The 16,704-nt window shown below is 38.3% G+C and carries 12 protein-coding genes; 7 read left to right on the forward strand and 5 right to left on the reverse strand.

Translation table 11 applies throughout. From position 1 onward, the window contains the following. Positions 1-219: 219 nt before the first annotated feature. The gene (locus tag M5E07_RS08305) at positions 220-1,287 is read right to left on the reverse strand and encodes an asparaginase (RefSeq protein WP_116762994.1); all 1,068 of its coding nucleotides are present in this window, start codon (positions 1,285-1,287) and stop codon (positions 220-222) included. A 304-nt stretch (positions 1,288-1,591) separates the two neighbouring features. On the opposite strand from M5E07_RS08305, the gene M5E07_RS08310 reads away from it, so the two are divergent. The 3 genes from M5E07_RS08310 (at position 1,592) to M5E07_RS08320 (ending at position 4,411) form a co-directional block, all read left to right on the forward strand. Beyond that, positions 1,592-2,884 (forward strand): dicarboxylate/amino acid:cation symporter, encoded by a 1,293-nt coding sequence (locus M5E07_RS08310; protein ID WP_116762996.1) that lies wholly within the window; start codon positions 1,592-1,594, stop codon positions 2,882-2,884. 1,021 nt (positions 2,885-3,905) lie between these two features. Continuing rightward, the gene (locus M5E07_RS08315) at positions 3,906-4,130 is read left to right on the forward strand and encodes a hypothetical protein (RefSeq protein WP_252218424.1); all 225 of its coding nucleotides are present in this window, start codon (positions 3,906-3,908) and stop codon (positions 4,128-4,130) included. 167 nt (positions 4,131-4,297) lie between these two features. Further along, positions 4,298-4,411: a hypothetical protein gene (locus M5E07_RS08320; protein WP_116763000.1), complete on the forward strand. Its 114-nt coding sequence runs from the start codon at positions 4,298-4,300 to the stop codon at positions 4,409-4,411. 114 nt (positions 4,412-4,525) lie between these two features. Here the strand turns inward: M5E07_RS08320 and M5E07_RS08325 are convergent, their stop codons facing one another. From M5E07_RS08325 to M5E07_RS08340, 3 genes are all read right to left on the reverse strand, one after another. Then, positions 4,526-5,923, reverse strand: a complete 1,398-nt coding sequence (locus tag M5E07_RS08325; RefSeq protein ID WP_252218425.1) for an aminotransferase-like domain-containing protein — start codon at positions 5,921-5,923, stop codon at positions 4,526-4,528. Between the two features lie 225 nt (positions 5,924-6,148). After that, a complete protein-coding gene (gene cydB, locus M5E07_RS08335; protein WP_252218427.1) occupies positions 6,149-7,153 on the reverse strand; it encodes a cytochrome d ubiquinol oxidase subunit II in 1,005 nt (334 codons plus the stop codon). Then, entirely contained in the window at positions 7,146-8,615 is a 1,470-nt protein-coding gene (locus M5E07_RS08340; RefSeq protein ID WP_252218429.1) for a cytochrome ubiquinol oxidase subunit I, read from the reverse strand. The genes cydB and M5E07_RS08340 overlap by 8 nt, the downstream gene beginning before the upstream one ends. Before the next feature lie 292 nt (positions 8,616-8,907). Here M5E07_RS08340 and M5E07_RS08345 point away from each other — a divergent pair, with 292 nt between their 5' ends. The 4 genes from M5E07_RS08345 (at position 8,908) to M5E07_RS08360 (ending at position 12,913) form a co-directional block, all read left to right on the forward strand. Next, complete coding sequence (locus M5E07_RS08345; RefSeq protein WP_252218431.1) at positions 8,908-9,723, forward strand: hypothetical protein; 816 nt, start codon at positions 8,908-8,910, stop codon at positions 9,721-9,723. 962 nt (positions 9,724-10,685) lie between these two features. Beyond that, positions 10,686-11,363, forward strand: coding sequence for a ribulose-phosphate 3-epimerase (gene rpe / locus M5E07_RS08350; RefSeq protein WP_252218433.1), 678 nt, complete (start codon positions 10,686-10,688; stop codon positions 11,361-11,363). 28 nt (positions 11,364-11,391) lie between these two features. Next, positions 11,392-12,456, forward strand: a complete 1,065-nt coding sequence (gene hemE, locus M5E07_RS08355; RefSeq protein ID WP_252218434.1) for a uroporphyrinogen decarboxylase — start codon at positions 11,392-11,394, stop codon at positions 12,454-12,456. 19 nt (positions 12,457-12,475) lie between these two features. After that, positions 12,476-12,913, forward strand: a complete 438-nt coding sequence (locus M5E07_RS08360) for a MarR family winged helix-turn-helix transcriptional regulator (RefSeq protein ID WP_252218435.1) — start codon at positions 12,476-12,478, stop codon at positions 12,911-12,913. Between the two features lie 116 nt (positions 12,914-13,029). Here the strand turns inward: M5E07_RS08360 and M5E07_RS08365 are convergent, their stop codons facing one another. Beyond that, complete coding sequence (locus M5E07_RS08365; protein ID WP_252218436.1) at positions 13,030-16,509, reverse strand: indolepyruvate ferredoxin oxidoreductase family protein; 3,480 nt, start codon at positions 16,507-16,509, stop codon at positions 13,030-13,032. Positions 16,510-16,704 lie beyond the last annotated feature (195 nt).

A 16,704-nucleotide genomic window follows, 5' to 3' on the forward strand; every position in this document is an offset into this window, starting at 1 on the left:
TTGCTGAGTGGCGATTGGCAAAATATTACAAACTTTAAAAAATATATTTTTTAGATACAAAAAAAGGGCTAGAAAATAACAAAAAACATCACAAAAAAGGCTTCTTAGAAAAAGGCCGAGTGATTGAAAATATGAAAATTAAAAAAATAAAAGGCAGATTCATCTAATTTTTGCTGAATCTGCCTTTGATGTTTTAGATCAATAACGTTAATTTAACGCTTAGTAGTTCCAGAACATGTTTTGAATTTCTTTTGCATCATTGGTTTTGGTTAATGCTAAAGCCATTAAAAGACGGGCTTTTTGTGGATTTAAATCATGTGCTGCAATCCAACCATATTTATCATCAGGTTGTTCGGCATTACGAAGTACAAACCCTTGCGCAACACGTGATGAACGTACAATTTGAAGACCTTGTTCATCATGTAATTTTCTTACTTCAGGAACTAGATAATTCGCCATTGAACCATTACCCGTACCTGCATGAATAATCGCTTTTACGCCAGCTTTAGCAAAAGCTTGGTATGCATCAGGCATCATATTGTCCGAACCATACACAATCTGTACACCTGGTAATGCATCGCCCTGAATTTTTTCGATATTAAATTCAGAATTATTGGTATGTTTTTTTACAGAACTTCTGAACCAGTAAGGTTTGCCTTCAACCAAAGTTCCCAAAGCACCCCATTGGCTTACAAAGGCATGGGTATGAATGTTGATTCCTTTTGTAACATCACGTGCAGCAAAAATCGAGTCATTCATTAGCACCATTACGCCTTTGTTTTTTGCTTCATTAGATGAAGCAAGCGCAACTGCACTATACAGATTTAAAGGACCATCTGCCGATAGAGCAGTGGATGGACGCATAGAACCTACCAATACGATTGGCTTGTCTGTATGAACAACTAAATTAAGAAAGAATGCTGTTTCTTCCATGGTATCAGTACCATGAGTAATCACTACGCCATTCACTGAAGGTTTCTTGACCAGATCATTCACTTGACGGGCTAAAGACAACAATTCCTTGTCTGTAATACTTTCAGATGCAACTTGAAGTGCCTGAATACCTGTAATATTCGCCAAATCGTTTACTTGAGGAACTGCTTTAATTAGCGCATCAACAGGTACTTTTGCAGCACTATAAGTTGCGCTGTTCGTTGAACTTGCACCCGCGCCTGCAATAGTGCCACCAGTAGCAACAATAACAACATTGTTTTTTGCATAAAGCGACATAGATGATGCAAGGAGGGTAAGTGCCAAGCCGCACGATTGGAGAGTTTTACTTATCATTAACCAAATCCTAGTTCTGTCAATTCCACTAATTGTAATGTTTGATTTCAACAAACACATTTCATATTTAAGTTTCTTTAATTCAAACAGTCATTGGCATTTTGTATAAATACTTAACAATCACTATGCATTTTTTGCATGGATAAATACTTTTTTGCATTGTTAATTTGAATTGATATTGTTTAGATTCTGCCAAGCACCCCTAAGTCAAATGGATATTTGGCATAGTAGGAAGAAAATCATAACATCCTATAAAACAATAGGATGTTTTTATCGATTTTAGGGTATTAAAAGGAAATTTTATATGAATCAGAAGAAACTATTAAAGTTTATTCTAGTTGCCATGGTATCAGGAATATTAATTGGTTGGCTTTTTCATAGCAATTTGAGCATTACTCAGGCTGAAAACATCGCTTCATATTTTAAGATTCTTACAGATGTATTCTTAAGATTAATTAAAATGATTATTGCACCATTGGTATTTGCGACGATTGTCTCTGGTCTCATCTCAATGGGTAAATCATCATCTTTAGGTTCAATTACACTTAAAGCAATGAGTTGGTTCATTGGCGCTTCACTTATTTCTCTACTTTTGGGTATGGGTCTAGCCAATTTATTTCAACCTGGCGCAGGTATGAATCTCCCAATACCTACTGCACCAGTTGATGTAGGTGTAACAGCAACGAATCTAAGCTTACAAACCTTCATTACGCACATTTTCCCAAAAAGCTTCGCTGAAGCCATGGCGAATAATGAAATTCTACAGATTTTGGTATTCTCCATTTTCTTTGGTTCTGCATTAGCATACGTCCATCATCAGCAAGATGAAGGTACGGTAATTGCAAAAATTATTGATGAATTGTGCCGTGTCATGTTCCGTATTACAGATTATGTCATGACATTTTCACCAATTGCTGTATTCGCAGCAATTGCATCGGCCATTACCTTAAAAGGCCCGCAAATTATTCTCGACTATAGCGTTTTTATTGGCGAGTTCTATGCAAGTTTATTGATTCTTTGGGTAATCATTATTGGTGTTGGCTATATTTTTCTTAAAAAGGATGTTTTCCGTTTACTTAAAACAGTACGTGAACCAACCCTTTTAGGTTTTGCCACTGCAAGTAGCGAATCAGCTTATCCAAAGCTTATGGTTGCTTTAGAAAAATTTGGTGTACCTAAGCGTATTATTAGTTTTGTACTGCCATTAGGTTATTCATTTAATTTAGATGGCTCAATGATTTATATGTCTTTTGCGGTGTTATTCATTGCACAAGCCTATAACATTGAATTAAGTCTATCTCAGCAAATCTTAATGCTTTTAACCTTGATGATTACCAGTAAAGGAATTGCAGGTGTATCTCGTGCTTCATTGGTGGTTATTGCGGCAACATTGTCGATGTTTAAACTACCAGAAGCAGGCATTTTGCTTATTCTAGCAGTTGACCATTTCCTAGATATGGGACGTACCGCAACCAACATTATTGGTAACAGTGTTGCAACTGCTGTAATTGCTAAAACTGAAGGCAATAAAGTTGAAGAGCACGAAAGCGTTTTGGCGCAACCGCTCATTCCAAATGATCAAAATGCATCATCCTAAGCAATCAAAATCATTGTATTGTTGAAAAGACATCGCTTAGGCGATGTCTTTTTTTTATAATAAAAAACAATAATTTACAATAAGGTTCAAGGGTTGGTGCTAAACGTTTTCACTTTTTCTTATTATAGAATAAGATAAGCAGCACAAGAATGATCGCCATGATGAATGTAATAATAATTGTTTCCATAGCTTGACCTATTTGGTATAGATTCACTCTAATTTTAACATAGACTTAAAGACTCAGACCACTTTTTCCTTGAGAGTTAAGTTTTAAGTTACACCCATGTTTATTTGCCTTTACACTCAATGCTTTCATCAGATTGATCTCTGTTTAGAGTTAATTCCAATAAACAGTAAGAACATTGAATAGATTTTTATATAATAAATTTGCTAGAGAAATAAAAACTCGTTGATTACATAATATGTGGGATAAGTTAGACCTGAAGTGTGTTGTAAGTTACTCTGCATATTTTACCCTATACTGCCCGAATCACGGATAGCCATTGATTTAAGACACGAGAGAATAGAACCCTCTGTTGAGTGACCATACAAAGTGTATAAGACTGCTCCTTATGTTTGGTAGTCTCTAATTCTTTTGTGTAATTGATGATCACTTTCTCCAATTTTTATCAATTAATTCGGAATTTATAGAGTAAAACTTATGTTACATAAGAATTTTTTCTGTTTAACTCAGCATTGCCGAAAGTCGCTTAATTACATATGTGTTCTCATTCCTATGATTACACAGCTTTTTTGCAGTATTAAAACTTAAGAATAGTCATCTATTCAAAAGCACGCTGTGCTAGCAATGAGCTTAGGCAAGGTCCACATTCAATATAGACTTCTTTTATGGCTGTAAAATTGTTAAATTAATAAAGTAGGTTTAATCACAAAATGATCAAAAATAGAGAGCTGTATCAATAAAATTAACTGTGAATCACTACAGGTGATGAAGACAAAAACTGAGGATGTTGTTCAAAACAACGCCTCTAAATTTATTCCGTGACTTAGAATATTCCTTATGTCAAATTTTATCATTATTGCTAAGCAATCGGGCAGAGAAGTGTATTATGGCACTCGCGAATGTAAGCAAACCATACTGGGTTCGCTTCCAGAGTGGTTGACTAGCTTAAATGATGGTAATTGTTATTATACGGAAAAAAGAGCAAAGGAATTGGTGCTACTTTTGCAGTCCCATTATCAGAATTCTGATCAAATCACGGATATTTCTGTTCAAGAAATATAAAGCATTCTATCGATTATTTTCCAGATACAACAATAAGCCAAAAACCAATGTTTTGAATGATATACATATCCTATCTGTTATATTGATTTCAGCGTGAACTGTACCTATTGTTAAATTTTATAGGTAGTAAAATAACCACAAAGTTAGCGCAGCTCTAGGTATTCACAATGAATTTTTTACTTAAAAAAAATAAGGCATGGTTTGTATTCTTTATCATTACCTTATATTCATTTCTCGGGTTCTTCATCGGCTTCATTATCTGGGAATATTTTTTAAACTAAGCTCTCCTTTTACTAGCAAGACAAAGCCCGCTTATAAATAGATAAACACTTTACATATTTATATTGCTCGGAACGAATCGAGTAAATCTTTATATATTTGCTGAGCAAAATGAGCTATCGCTCTGAAATCTGGGCGATCAAAATATCTAATTTTTTGATCATTTCATCGTTCATTTCGAAAGAACAGTTGATACGAATATGGTTTTGCTTTTTATTTTTTCGATAAAAAAGAATACTGGGTGCCACACCAATATCATTCAAAATCAGTTTTTCATAAATGCGACTGCTATCGATATGTTCTGGTAGGGTAATCCATAGAAAATAGCCTGATGGATAATAACTGACCTGACAGTCTTCGGGTAAAGCCTTTATTAGATATTGATAATATTGGTTTTTTAACCGTTTCAGTGTATTTCTCAAGCTTTTTAAATGTTTTTCGTAATGGCGATGCGTCAGATAATCTGCCAGTGCATTTTGAATAAAGGAGTTTACCGAAATGGTGCTCATTAATTGTACATGCTGTATATGTTCAGAAAATTTTCCCGCATAGACCCAACCTACACGAAAGCCCGCACCCAGCGTTTTAGAAAAAGAAGAGCAGTGTAGTACCAAATTTTGCTGATCATAATATTTCATTGAAAGTGGCTTTTTTTGATCGTAATAAAGCTCCTCGTAAACATCATCTTCAATTAAATAAATTTCATGCTCATGTAAGAGTTTTGCCAGTTCAAATTTTATGTCTTCATTCACCGTAAATCCAATTGGATTGTGGCTATTCAGCATAAGCAAACAAACTTTAATGGGGTAGGTTGTGATTGCTTTTTTAAAGGCTTCCAAATCTAAGCCATGTTCGGGATGCTCTGGAATAGTAATGACTTTTAAACCCAAATTTTCAGCAGCTTGCCATGCACCATAGAAAATAGTTTCTTGTAGAAGAATATAATCGCCTGCTTGAGTCATGGCTTTCAGTGATAGATTTAATGCATCTAAGCCGCCAGAAGTAATGACGATGTCTGAAGGATCGGTTGGAATGCCTTGCATGCAATAACGTTGGGCAATCTGTTTTCTTAATTCATAATTACCAGGAGGCAAACTCGGCGTTTGCTCATAGCTAATACGGTGCTTCGCCTGTTGCGCTAAGGTTTGCATCAGCTTAGGGGAGTAAAGTAATTGACTATTCGGAAATGCGCTCCCCAAAGGTACAATTTTTTCAGATTGAATTGATTTTAAATATCTAAAAACCAAAGAGTTGATTTCTATTTTTTCATTCAAAACAACTTTTTTGGCCAAGGCAACCTGTAACGGATTTTCAGCCACAAAATAGCCTAATTTCTCTTTTGAATAGATAAGTCCTTGTGCTTCGAGTTCTTGATATGCATTCATGACAGTAATCAGGCTAAATCCTGATGCTTCGGCTTGTTGGCGTAAAGAAGGAAGCTTTTCGTGTGGCTTCCAAGTCCCCGTTTCAATCAGATGTTTTAGACTTAGTGCAAGTTGTTCTGATTTATACATAAGGTGTCATGCTCATATAAGAAATGGATAGCTGTATTCACACAGCTATCCAAAGTTTAAAGTAGGAGGTTTATGATTAATATGCAAAGCTTAACAAAAGTCTAAAGAATCCAGCAATTAAGCTAAGTGATAAGAAACCTAAACACCATAATAAAATGAACCATGCTGTTGGACTTAATCGATTTTGCAATTTTTGCATTGGATTTTGCATTGTCGTTATCTCCATTAATGATAGCCTTCATCACCTATACGCACTTTGTCACGAAATACCCAATAGGACAAAAAGGTGTAGATCAAAATAATTGGAATTAGAATGATGGCGCCCACCAATGCAAATTTCATACTGGATTCAGGTGCCGCTGCTTGCCAGATGGATACAGAAGGAGGAATGATATTTGGCCACAAACTAATCACAAAGCCTGTAAATGCGAGGAAGACTAAACCTAGTGTGAAAACAAAAGGTTGAACGTCTTTTTGTTGAGCACATGCTTTAAGAATTAATCCAGATAAAATCAGAACCAAAACAGGCACAGGGCTAAAATAATAAAGATTCGGCAGGCTAAACCAACGCTGCGCAATTTCTGGATGGCTCAATGGTGTATACAAACTGACCGCACCAAAGACAACCAATAAAACCATGATCAGCTTGGGCATCAAGCCATACATTTTGTGTTGTAAATCTGCCTCGGTTTTCATAATCAACCATGCACAACCTAAGGCTGCATACATAATTACAACGCCAAACCCGACAAATATTGAAAACGGTGTTAACCAATCGAGTGCACCACCACTATAAATGCCATTCTGAGTTTCAACCCCTTGAATATAAGCACCTAAAATGACACCTTGGAAGAAACTTGAGAAAAAAGAACCACCAATAAAAGCCAAATCCCAGAGGTATTTAGTACGATGTGCTTTAAAACGGAACTCAAAAGCCACGCCTCTAAAAATCAATGCCACGACCATCAGAATGATTGGCATATACAGTGCAGATAGAACCGTTGAATAAACCAAAGGGAAGGCGGCAAATAATCCTGCTCCGCCTAAAACCATCCAAGTTTCATTGCCATCCCATACAGGTGCAACCGTATTCATCATTACATCGCGTTCTGGTTGCCCTTGAATGAATGGGAAAAGAATACCTATGCCAAGGTCAAAACCATCCATGACCACATAAATTAATACACCCAACCCAATAATACCGACCCAAACTAAAGCCAAATCAATCATGGTGCTTCTCCTTGTGATCAAGGTTATTATCGTTTGGCAGGCCTTCAGTTGTATCGATAGCTTCATCAACCGCACTTAAAGGTCGCATTGGTGTTTTAAAATGCCCCACACCTGCGGGATGCGTATCTATGCTGTCTATAGCGGTTGGACCAGCTTTGATCAAACGCAACATGTAGTAAATGCCTGCACCAAATACAACGGTATAGACCAGTACAAAAATAATTAAACTGATACCCACTTGATTAGCGGTGACCGTCATGGACAAGCCATCTTTGGTACGCAAAACTCCATAGACCACCCAAGGCTGACGACCAACTTCTGTTGTGACCCAACCTGCAAGTAAGGCGATGTAACCCGTTGGTCCCATAATCGTGGCGAACTTATGAAACCAACTGCTTTCATAGAGGTTGCCTGTTTTACGCAGCCATAATGCTGTGAACGACATTAAAACCATAAGTATGCCTAGCCCAACCATAACTCGGAAACTCCAAAATACAATTGGAACATTCGGGCGGTCTTCAGGGGCAAAATCTTTTAAACCTGTCACTTTGCCATCTACAGAATGGGTGAGAATTAAACTACCTAAATTAGGCACACCAATCTCCATCATATTCCGTTCATTTTCCATATCAGGTAAGGCAAATAACAGTAAAGGCATGCCATGATCATGATTGGTTTCCCAATGACCTTCTATCGCAGCCAATTTGCTCGGTTGATGCTCTAAGGTATTCAAACCATGTTGATCCCCAATCGCTACTTGCAGACAGGAAGTTGCAAGCACCATCCATAGGCCCATCGAAAAGGATTTTTTTACCAATTCATCACGGCGCCCTTTGAGTAAATGCCATGCAGCAGTGCCCACCACCAATAATGAGGACACAAGGAATGCTGCCGTTGCCATATGTGCAAAGCGATATGGGAAAGAGGGATTAAATACAATAGCCCACCAGTCAGTAGGCACAATAATGCCATTTTCTATGGCAAAGCCTTGTGGTGTCTGCATCCAACTATTGGATGACAAAATCCAAAACATGGAAATACAGGTTCCAATAGCGACCATAAGGGTTGCAAAAAAATGGGCTTTAGGATGCACACGTCCCCAGCCGAACAACATGATGCCTAAGAAGCCCGCTTCAAGGAAAAAAGCACTGAGGACTTCATAAGTGAGCAAAGGCCCTGTGATGGAACCTGAAATTCGTGAAAATTCACTCCAGTTGGTGCCAAATTGATATGCCATGACGATGCCAGAGACAACGCCCATAGCAAAAGCCACAGCAAAAATTTTGATCCAATACTTGAAGAGATCTTTATAAATCGGATTTTGAGTACGTAACCATTTCCATTCAAGCAGGGCTAGAAAGCAGGCTAAACCTATCGAGGTGGCTGGAAATATAATATGAAAAGAAACGGTGAAAGCAAATTGAATTCTAGCCAGTTCTAGCGCAGTTAACCCAAGGCTCATAGGAACCTCCACTGCAAACCATAGCAAAGAGGGTTGAGAGAAACACAGCGTAGTGCAGTGTAATGACAAACTATAGATCGTTTCATAAAAACTACCTACTTTGAATAATTGCTTAGATTTTGCAGGACAATAAACTCAAGCTGTAGGTACAAAATGCCAATAATAAAAATATAACAGAACTAAAAAGTTCTAGCATTTCTGTTATATTTTTATTTATAGTTTTTTGTAGCTACTTATGACAATCAAATAAGATGAAAATAGGTCGAAATAAGTCAATTTGGTCGGTCATGAAATGTTTGTAACTCAGAGTTTAAACAGTATTCCTGAAATTGTTGAAAATGAAATTTTTTCCGAAGTACTGCAAAAGAAGCTTGCGCAACACTATGTCAACTTAGAGGCAACATTACTTCGGGCTAAAGTTTTACGCGAGCTCTCAAAATCTAAAGTGCACTATATTGTTCAATCTGCAATTCAAGCACATCAGTACAATGTGGCGTATTTATTTTCTCCTTTTGTTCTTGCAAACCTGAACCAAAAGGTCATCTACCAGAGTTCAGCAACCAATGCTGTTTTGAATATTTTAAATCCATATTATCAGACAGGGAAAAGCCAAAATCTTAAGGCTGATGCCGCGCTGGAAGCACTCAATCTGTATTTAGATTTGAGTTATTTAGAGTTTAATGCTGTCGATTTCTTTTATTATTCATTACTTAAAGCTTTCTCAAGAACAGATGTTTCGCATATCTATCTCATTACTGACTTAAAACTGAATAGACAAAAGATAGAAGAACTTGAGAAATTTTTAAAAATTCAGATTCATATTATTCAATCTGATCCATGCGACCAGATCACGCATTGCGCTGAACTCGATATGCGTAAATTATTGTTTAAACGTAAAGATCAAACTTATATTGAAATATGTGAAAAATTTTCAAAATTAAATGCGCAATTACTTTATGCAAATGGAAGTTATAGTTTGGAACAGGCATCCCGACTGATTGAAGACATGTTTTATGCAGAACATATTTATGAAAAATTATCGGTTTATGCTGAATACATTCAGACTTGCTTACAGAAGGATGTCTCAGGTCTAAAGATAACGGCTTAACTTACTGCGGCTAAAACTCTGTTCAGGCATCTAGCAAAAAACTGAGCGGTAAGAAGTAGATATTTGCGTTTGCTCAATGCACTACCACTTATTTAATCAAATACTTACGCTCAAATGAAAAAATCTATCATCAAGGCGGGGCGTTTCGGCTGTATGTTATGGTGTCGCTGGATTATTGGCTTTAAAAGATGAGCAAGGGCAACCGTTAATTACATATCATCAAATTACAGGATTTTGCAACGAAGAAGTATTGTTAAGCATGGAAGGAACCTATAGCTGTCTAAACTCAGGAGGTTTTAAACAATTGTTTAAACCTAGTGACAGTATTTTTTAAATATCCTATTTGACATAAAACCATTTGAGATGCAATTATCCAAAATATTACTTTGCGCACAAAGTAATATTTTTGTAGAATAACGGCAGAATTATAGAAGTACAAATTATTGGAATTTTTTAAAATGAATCGTTCTATAGATATTTTATTGAAAATAAAAAAATGGGGAACGCTAACTTTATGATGAAAGCCAATAAAGAAAAAACTTCCAAGAATTAAGAAATGCTTTGCCAGAATATGTTGATATTTTTTATGCGCTCAAAGTTAATCCGAACCTATCGGTTGTCAAATTAATTAAGTCTTACGGCGGCAACACAGAAGTATGTTTTAACGATGGCGACATGATCCTCGGCTCACTTTATCAGAACCAATTCAGTCGACTGATGAACAAGCCGGTTGCTTTCTAAACCCAATTATTGTCCTTTGACTATTCTACTTGGAACAAGTTGATTATTTGTTGGTGATAAATTTCGCTCAAAGTCCCAGTATTTAGGAAGCAATGCAAAAGTAAGCGGGTACGAAGGTGGTCATCACTTACATTTAGAAAACTTAAGTCACGAGATGATTTTGGATATCAAATCCTCTTTTGCAAATCATTGATAACTATTTTTATATTTAGGCTCTTTATATGAATGACATTTGGATTGCTCCCTCAATTCTAGCAGCAAATTTCGCCCGTTTAGGTGAAGAAGTGAAGTCGGTATTAGATTCTGGTGCAGATATGATTCACCTTGATATTATGGACAATCACTATGTTCCCAACTTAACCATGGGGGCCCAAGTTTGTTCTGCACTTAGATCTGAAGGAATTCAAGCACCGATAGATGTGCATCTCATGGCTTCACCAGTGGATTCCTTGATCGTTGATTTTGCAAAAGCGGGTGCAAACTATATCTCTATTCACCCTGATGCCACTATCCATTTAGATCGTTCAATTCAGCTCATTAAAGACCTAGGATGCAAAGCTGGTTTGGTGTTCAACCCAGCAACTTCGCTTGATTCATGCAAGTATCTGATGGATAAAATCGATTTAATGCTCATTATGTCGGTAAATCCAGGATTTGGCGGACAAAAATTTATACCTGCTGTTCTTCCTAAAATTGCTGAGGCACGAAAGTTAATCGATTCAAGTGGTAGAAATATTCGTCTTGAAGTGGATGGTGGCGTGAATGCGAGTAATATCGCTGAAATTGCTAAATGGGGCGCAGATACATTCGTAGCTGGAACGGCGATCTTCAATACTTCTAATTATCAAGAAGCTATTTCAGAAATGAAAAATGCTGCGAATCATAATCGAATTAGCTAAATCCCCATCTATATAATTAGAGTCTCAAATGACAAACTTTGCACCGCTTAAAAATACTAACTTTATTAGAGCCTTACAAAAACAACCCTTAGATCGAACACCAATCTGGATGATGCGCCAAGCTGGGCGCTATCTTCCTGAATATCGAGCAGTACGTAAAATGGCAGGAAATTTCATTAATTTGATGAAAACACCTGACTATGCAACTGAAGTAACTTTGCAGCCTATTCGACGTTATGATTTAGATGCAGCGATTGTATTTTCTGATATTTTGACTATTCCTGATGCAATGGGCTTAGGTTTATATTTTGAAGAAAATCATAGGCCTAAATTCAAAAACCCTATACGTTCTGAACAAGCGATCAATAATTTAGAGATTCCTTCCCAAGAATCTTTATCTTATGTATATCAAACAGTCAGCCAATGCCGTCATGAGCTCAATGGTCAAGTTCCACTGATTGGTTTTTCTGGAAGTCCGTGGACATTGGCTTGTTATATGGTCGAGGGACAGGGTTCAAAAGATTTTATAATTATAAAAAGTATGCTTTATAGCAACCCGAAAATCTTACATCAATTACTAGAAAAAAATGCTCAAGCCGTTGTACAGCATCTTAAATGTCAGGTGGAGGCTGGTGCACAGGCCATCATGATTTTTGATACGTGGGGAGGGTTACTAAGTCGAGCTGCTTATCAAGAGTTTTCTCTCAGGTACATTACCTTTATTTTAGATATTTTAAAAAACCAGTTAGGTGAGCGTTCAGTTCCTTCAATTGTCTTTACAAAAGGAGGTGGTCAATGGCTTGAAGAAATGGCAGGATGTGGAGCTAATGCTTTAGGACTCGACTGGATGACTGATCTGGATTTAGCACGTCAGCGAGTGGGTTCTAAAGTTGCCTTACAAGGTAATCTCGACCCCGCAGTATTACTTGCCCCTGATTCTGTCATTCAAAACGAAGTGAATAAAGTCATGACATCTTTTTACGGAAAACAAAAAGATGATACAGGTTTTGTGTTTAACTTGGGGCATGGAATTTCGAAGGAAACAAACCCAGATTCGGTGTCCGTGTTAATTGAGGCTGTTCATCGTTTTTAATTTTTTCAGGACATAACAGATGAGTTCGATGCTAGATACATTTAATTTTGACAAAATGCTCTGTTTTACACTGTATTCGACGACGAATGCTATGATGCGAAACTACACCAAACCATTATCTGAACTTGGAATAACATATCCTCAACTTCTGGTGTTGGCTGCTCTTTGGAATCAAAATCACTTGTCATCTAGCGAACTGAGTGAGCAAACTTTGTTTGATCTTGGTTCACTCACACCGATCATTAAACGACTTGAAAAAGCGGGTTTTATTGTAGTAGCTGTAGATACTCTTGATCGTCGCCGTAAATATATTTCATTAACCGAATCTGGTCAGGATTTAAAAGGTCCTGTCGCAAAAATCTTCCAAGATACCAAGTGCAAACTCAATCTTGATGAAAATGAAGTGGATTCGACTTTAAAAGTCTGTGCAAAAATTAAATGTGAACTCAAGCTTTAGACATGTTAGCTATTAAATTGTAAATATAAAGTAGCTGAACCTGATCTATAACCTGAGTCTCAATACAACCAAGTTTGATCCTGTATCAGCTACTTATTTAGATAAATCCCTTTCCTTTATTCATGTTCTTTACGAAGACTCAATGAAAGTTCATCCCAACGTTGTATCGCCGTGTCCATCGCTTGCATTTTAACATGACCAAAACCGCGTACATCTGCTGGTAATTGAGCGATTTGCTCAGCAATAGATAAGTCATAACTTTCAGGTGCAGAGCTAATGGCTTTGACAAATGCGATATAACGATCACGCCACGCATGTTCTTTTTGACGTTCTTGTTGTAAAGCAAATGGATCAAGGAATGTTTCTCTAAGCCACTGTAATCGACCAAGAATCATCATTGGAATACGCATCCAATATCCGAAAGCACGTTTGCGTATAGCACTATGAGCACCCAAAGCAGGAGGAGCTAAGTGATAGGTTAAACGTAGACCTTGACCGAACTGGTTTTCAATCGTTTGTTTAAAGCTTTTTCCTGTGAGTAAGCGTGCAACTTCGTATTCATCTTTATAGGCCATGACTCGATATAGCTGTGTCGCAATGGTTCCAGCGAGTTCTTCGGGCAATACTTTGGCAGCTTGTTCCACAAGTGTTCGATACTGAGTTGCATAATCTTGATTCCAATACTCGACCAGACGCGCAGAACGATCTTCAACGAGTTCGGCCAACGTGGTTGGTTTACGCGTTGTTGGTATGGTTGCAATAATGCGTTTGGCTAAGTCAGGGTCACTCATCAGATGACAACCGATGCGAAAAGCTTCAAGGTTTTTTTCAGCAGCCGTACCATTCAAATGGATTGCCTGCTCAATACTTTCACGCTTCAACGGAATCTGACCTGCTTGCCAAGCCATGCCAAGTAATATCTGATTTGCAAAGATCGCATCACCCAGCACTTGTGTGGCAATTCGTGTTGCAGGTAAAGATGTGAGTTTTCCTTGTGCGGTTCGACCACGAAGTCGATGAATCAAATCTGTAATTGGGGCATACCAATCACGAGACCCAAGGAAATCAGAAGTAGGGGAACCATCTTCATTGACGATGACAACAGCATCCGCTTTTAAACGAGAAAGTGCTGCATTGCTGCCTGCGACAATGGCATCTGCACCGATTAATAAATCACATTGACCCGCAGGGATTTTGGTTGCAGAGATTTGCTCATCTTCTGTCGCAAGTTGTATGTAGGAATAAACCGTGCCCCCTTTTTGGGCCAGTCCAGCCATATCCATGATACGTGCCGCCTTACCCTCCAAATGAGCAGCCATTCCCAATAAAGCACCTGCTGTCACCACACCTGTACCGCCAACACCACCGACCATAATACGGATGGGTTGTTGATCCAGTTCAGGAAGGATGGGTTTTTCTGGCCAGCCAGCTTCTATACCTTTAAATATTTCTGGACGTTTCATATCGCGGGTATGCACCGTCACAAAACTTGGACAGAAACCTTCGACACAAGAAAAGTCTTTGTTACAACTGCTTTGATTGATTTGACGTTTCGTTCCTAACGCTGTTTCAACAGGTTCGATAGATAAACAGTTGGACTTTTTAGAACAGTCGCCGCAACCTTCACAAATCTCACTATTGATAAAAACTCGCTCTGCAACATCGGGATAAGCATTGCGTTTACGACGACGACGTTTTTCACTGGCACAGGTTTGAACATAAATTAATGCTGTAACCCCAGAAATCTCACGTAATTTGCGCTGAACATCATCTAGTTCATTTCTGTGGTAAATCTCGACGTGAGATGCAATACCTTCTTCGGCATGAATCAACTCTGGTTCATCCGTGACGATCACTTGTTTTGTGATGCCTTCTGCATCAAGTTGTCGTGTTAGTTGTGCCACGCTAAGATGACCATCGACATGCTGTCCACCCGTCATGGCAACGGCATCATTGTAGAGAATTTTGTAGGTTATATTGAGTTTTGCAGCAATCGCTTGGCGGATGGCCAGATAACCTGAATGGAAATACGTTCCATCGCCTAGATTGGCAAAAATATGCTTTTCATTGGTGAAATGAGAAGCGCCAGCCCAACTCACGCCTTCACCACCCATTTGCGAGAACGTTTCTGTACCACGATCAAGTGAGACCGCAATAAAATGACAACCGATGCCACCTAATGCTCGACTACCTTCAGGTAAGGCAGTGGATGAATTGTGAGGGCAGCCGCTACAAAAGAAAGGTTTGCGTTCTGCAATATCCAGAACACGCCGTGACTCGTACTCTGCCTTTTGTAAGAGCTCAACTTTATTTTGAATTTGTGTTTTTAAACTTTCGGGAAGATCTAATTTTAAGAATCGAGCGGCCAACATTTTTGCAATCGGTTCAGGTTGGAATTCATAGTGACCAATTAAAGGCGCTTCATCAATCGATGTACTCCATTCACCTTTACCATCACAGGCTTTACCGATGATACGAGGGCGTTTGCCATCTGGCAGCGCATAGAGTTCATCTTTAATTTGTGCTTCAAGAATCGGGCGTTTTTCTTCTACAACAATCAGTTCTTCTAAACCTTCGGCAAATTCACGAAGACCTTGCGGCTCTAAGGGCCAAATTAAAGCAACTTGATACACTCGAAGACCAAGCTGTTGGGCTGTTTCGCCTTCAATTCCGAGAATACGTAAGGCTTCAATCGTATCTAAATAACCTTTACCACTGGCTGCAATACCAATACGCGCATCAGCACAATGCCATGTCACCTGATTCAGTTCATTTTCGCGCGCATAAGCCAATACAGCGGGTAAGCGATATTTATACAGACGTTCTTCTTGTTGAATGCCGTGATCTGGCCAACGAATATTGACACCATCTTCAGGCATTTGAACATTTTTAGGTAAAACAGGAGTAATTCGATCTAAATCCACATGAACAGAAGCAGAGGTTTCAACGATTTCACTGACTAACTTCATCGACGTCCATACACCAGAAAAACGTGACATTGCGACCGCATGTACACCTAAATCAAGAATTTGTTGTATGGAAGTCGGGTAAAAAATTGGAATGCCGCAACCGATCATGACATGTTCTGACTGGTGTGGAATACTCGAAGATTTACAAGAATGGTCATCCCCAAAGAAGGCAACCACACCACCTAACTCTGATGTTCCTGCAAGATTGGCATGACGGAGAACATCTCCAGAACGATCTACACCCGGACCTTTGCCATACCACCAAGCGGTCACACCATCGTATTTACCTTGACCTGCAAGGTTGGCTTGTTGAGTACCCCAAATTGCAGTAGCAGCGAGATCTTCATTTACGCCAGGTTGAAAAACCACATGATGGTCTTTGAGTATGCCTTCAACTTGCCAGAGAAAATTATCATAGTTTCCGACAGGGGAACCACGATAACCAGAAATAAAACCAGCAGTATGATAACCGTTTAAAGTATCTCGCCGTGTTTGCGCAAGGGGTAAACGCACCATGGCCTGAATACCTGTCATGTAAGCAGTACCGTCATCACTTAAATATTTATCTTCAAGCGATACATCCTTGGTTGGAATTTTATGTGGAGTAAATTTTGTCGCGATATTCATTTATTTCTCCTTGGAATTTTGTAGTTCGAGCTACTTTCTTTTCTCAACATCCCGTTGAATATTTGGAGTAAATGACATACTAGAAAAAAGATTGATCAGTTCATTTAGGACAATAAAAACTGCTCAATGTATGTACATTAATGTCATTGTGATTGATCCAGACTGGTGCAACAATGCGTAATTAAGAAAAACATA

Origin of the sequence: Acinetobacter tibetensis, assembly GCF_023824315.1 — a bacterium.
Taxonomy (GTDB): Bacteria; Pseudomonadota; Gammaproteobacteria; order Pseudomonadales; family Moraxellaceae; genus Acinetobacter; species Acinetobacter tibetensis.

Excerpts from the sequence above, each read along its gene's own strand:
- M5E07_RS08305 (WP_116762994.1), bottom strand. The coding sequence starts at position 1,287 with ATGATAAGTAAAACTCTCCAATCGTGCGGCTTGGCACTTACCCTCCTT.
- M5E07_RS08310 (WP_116762996.1), top strand. The coding sequence starts at position 1,592 with ATGAATCAGAAGAAACTATTAAAGTTTATTCTAGTTGCCATGGTATCA.
- M5E07_RS08315 (WP_252218424.1), top strand. The coding sequence starts at position 3,906 with ATGTCAAATTTTATCATTATTGCTAAGCAATCGGGCAGAGAAGTGTAT.
- M5E07_RS08320 (WP_116763000.1), top strand. The coding sequence starts at position 4,298 with ATGAATTTTTTACTTAAAAAAAATAAGGCATGGTTTGTATTCTTTATC.
- M5E07_RS08325 (WP_252218425.1), bottom strand. The coding sequence starts at position 5,923 with ATGTATAAATCAGAACAACTTGCACTAAGTCTAAAACATCTGATTGAA.
- cydB (WP_252218427.1), bottom strand. The coding sequence starts at position 7,153 with ATGATTGATTTGGCTTTAGTTTGGGTCGGTATTATTGGGTTGGGTGTA.
- M5E07_RS08340 (WP_252218429.1), bottom strand. The coding sequence starts at position 8,615 with ATGAGCCTTGGGTTAACTGCGCTAGAACTGGCTAGAATTCAATTTGCT.
- M5E07_RS08345 (WP_252218431.1), top strand. The coding sequence starts at position 8,908 with ATGTTTGTAACTCAGAGTTTAAACAGTATTCCTGAAATTGTTGAAAAT.
- rpe (WP_252218433.1), top strand. The coding sequence starts at position 10,686 with ATGAATGACATTTGGATTGCTCCCTCAATTCTAGCAGCAAATTTCGCC.
- hemE (WP_252218434.1), top strand. The coding sequence starts at position 11,392 with ATGACAAACTTTGCACCGCTTAAAAATACTAACTTTATTAGAGCCTTA.
- M5E07_RS08360 (WP_252218435.1), top strand. The coding sequence starts at position 12,476 with ATGAGTTCGATGCTAGATACATTTAATTTTGACAAAATGCTCTGTTTT.
- M5E07_RS08365 (WP_252218436.1), bottom strand. The coding sequence starts at position 16,509 with ATGAATATCGCGACAAAATTTACTCCACATAAAATTCCAACCAAGGAT.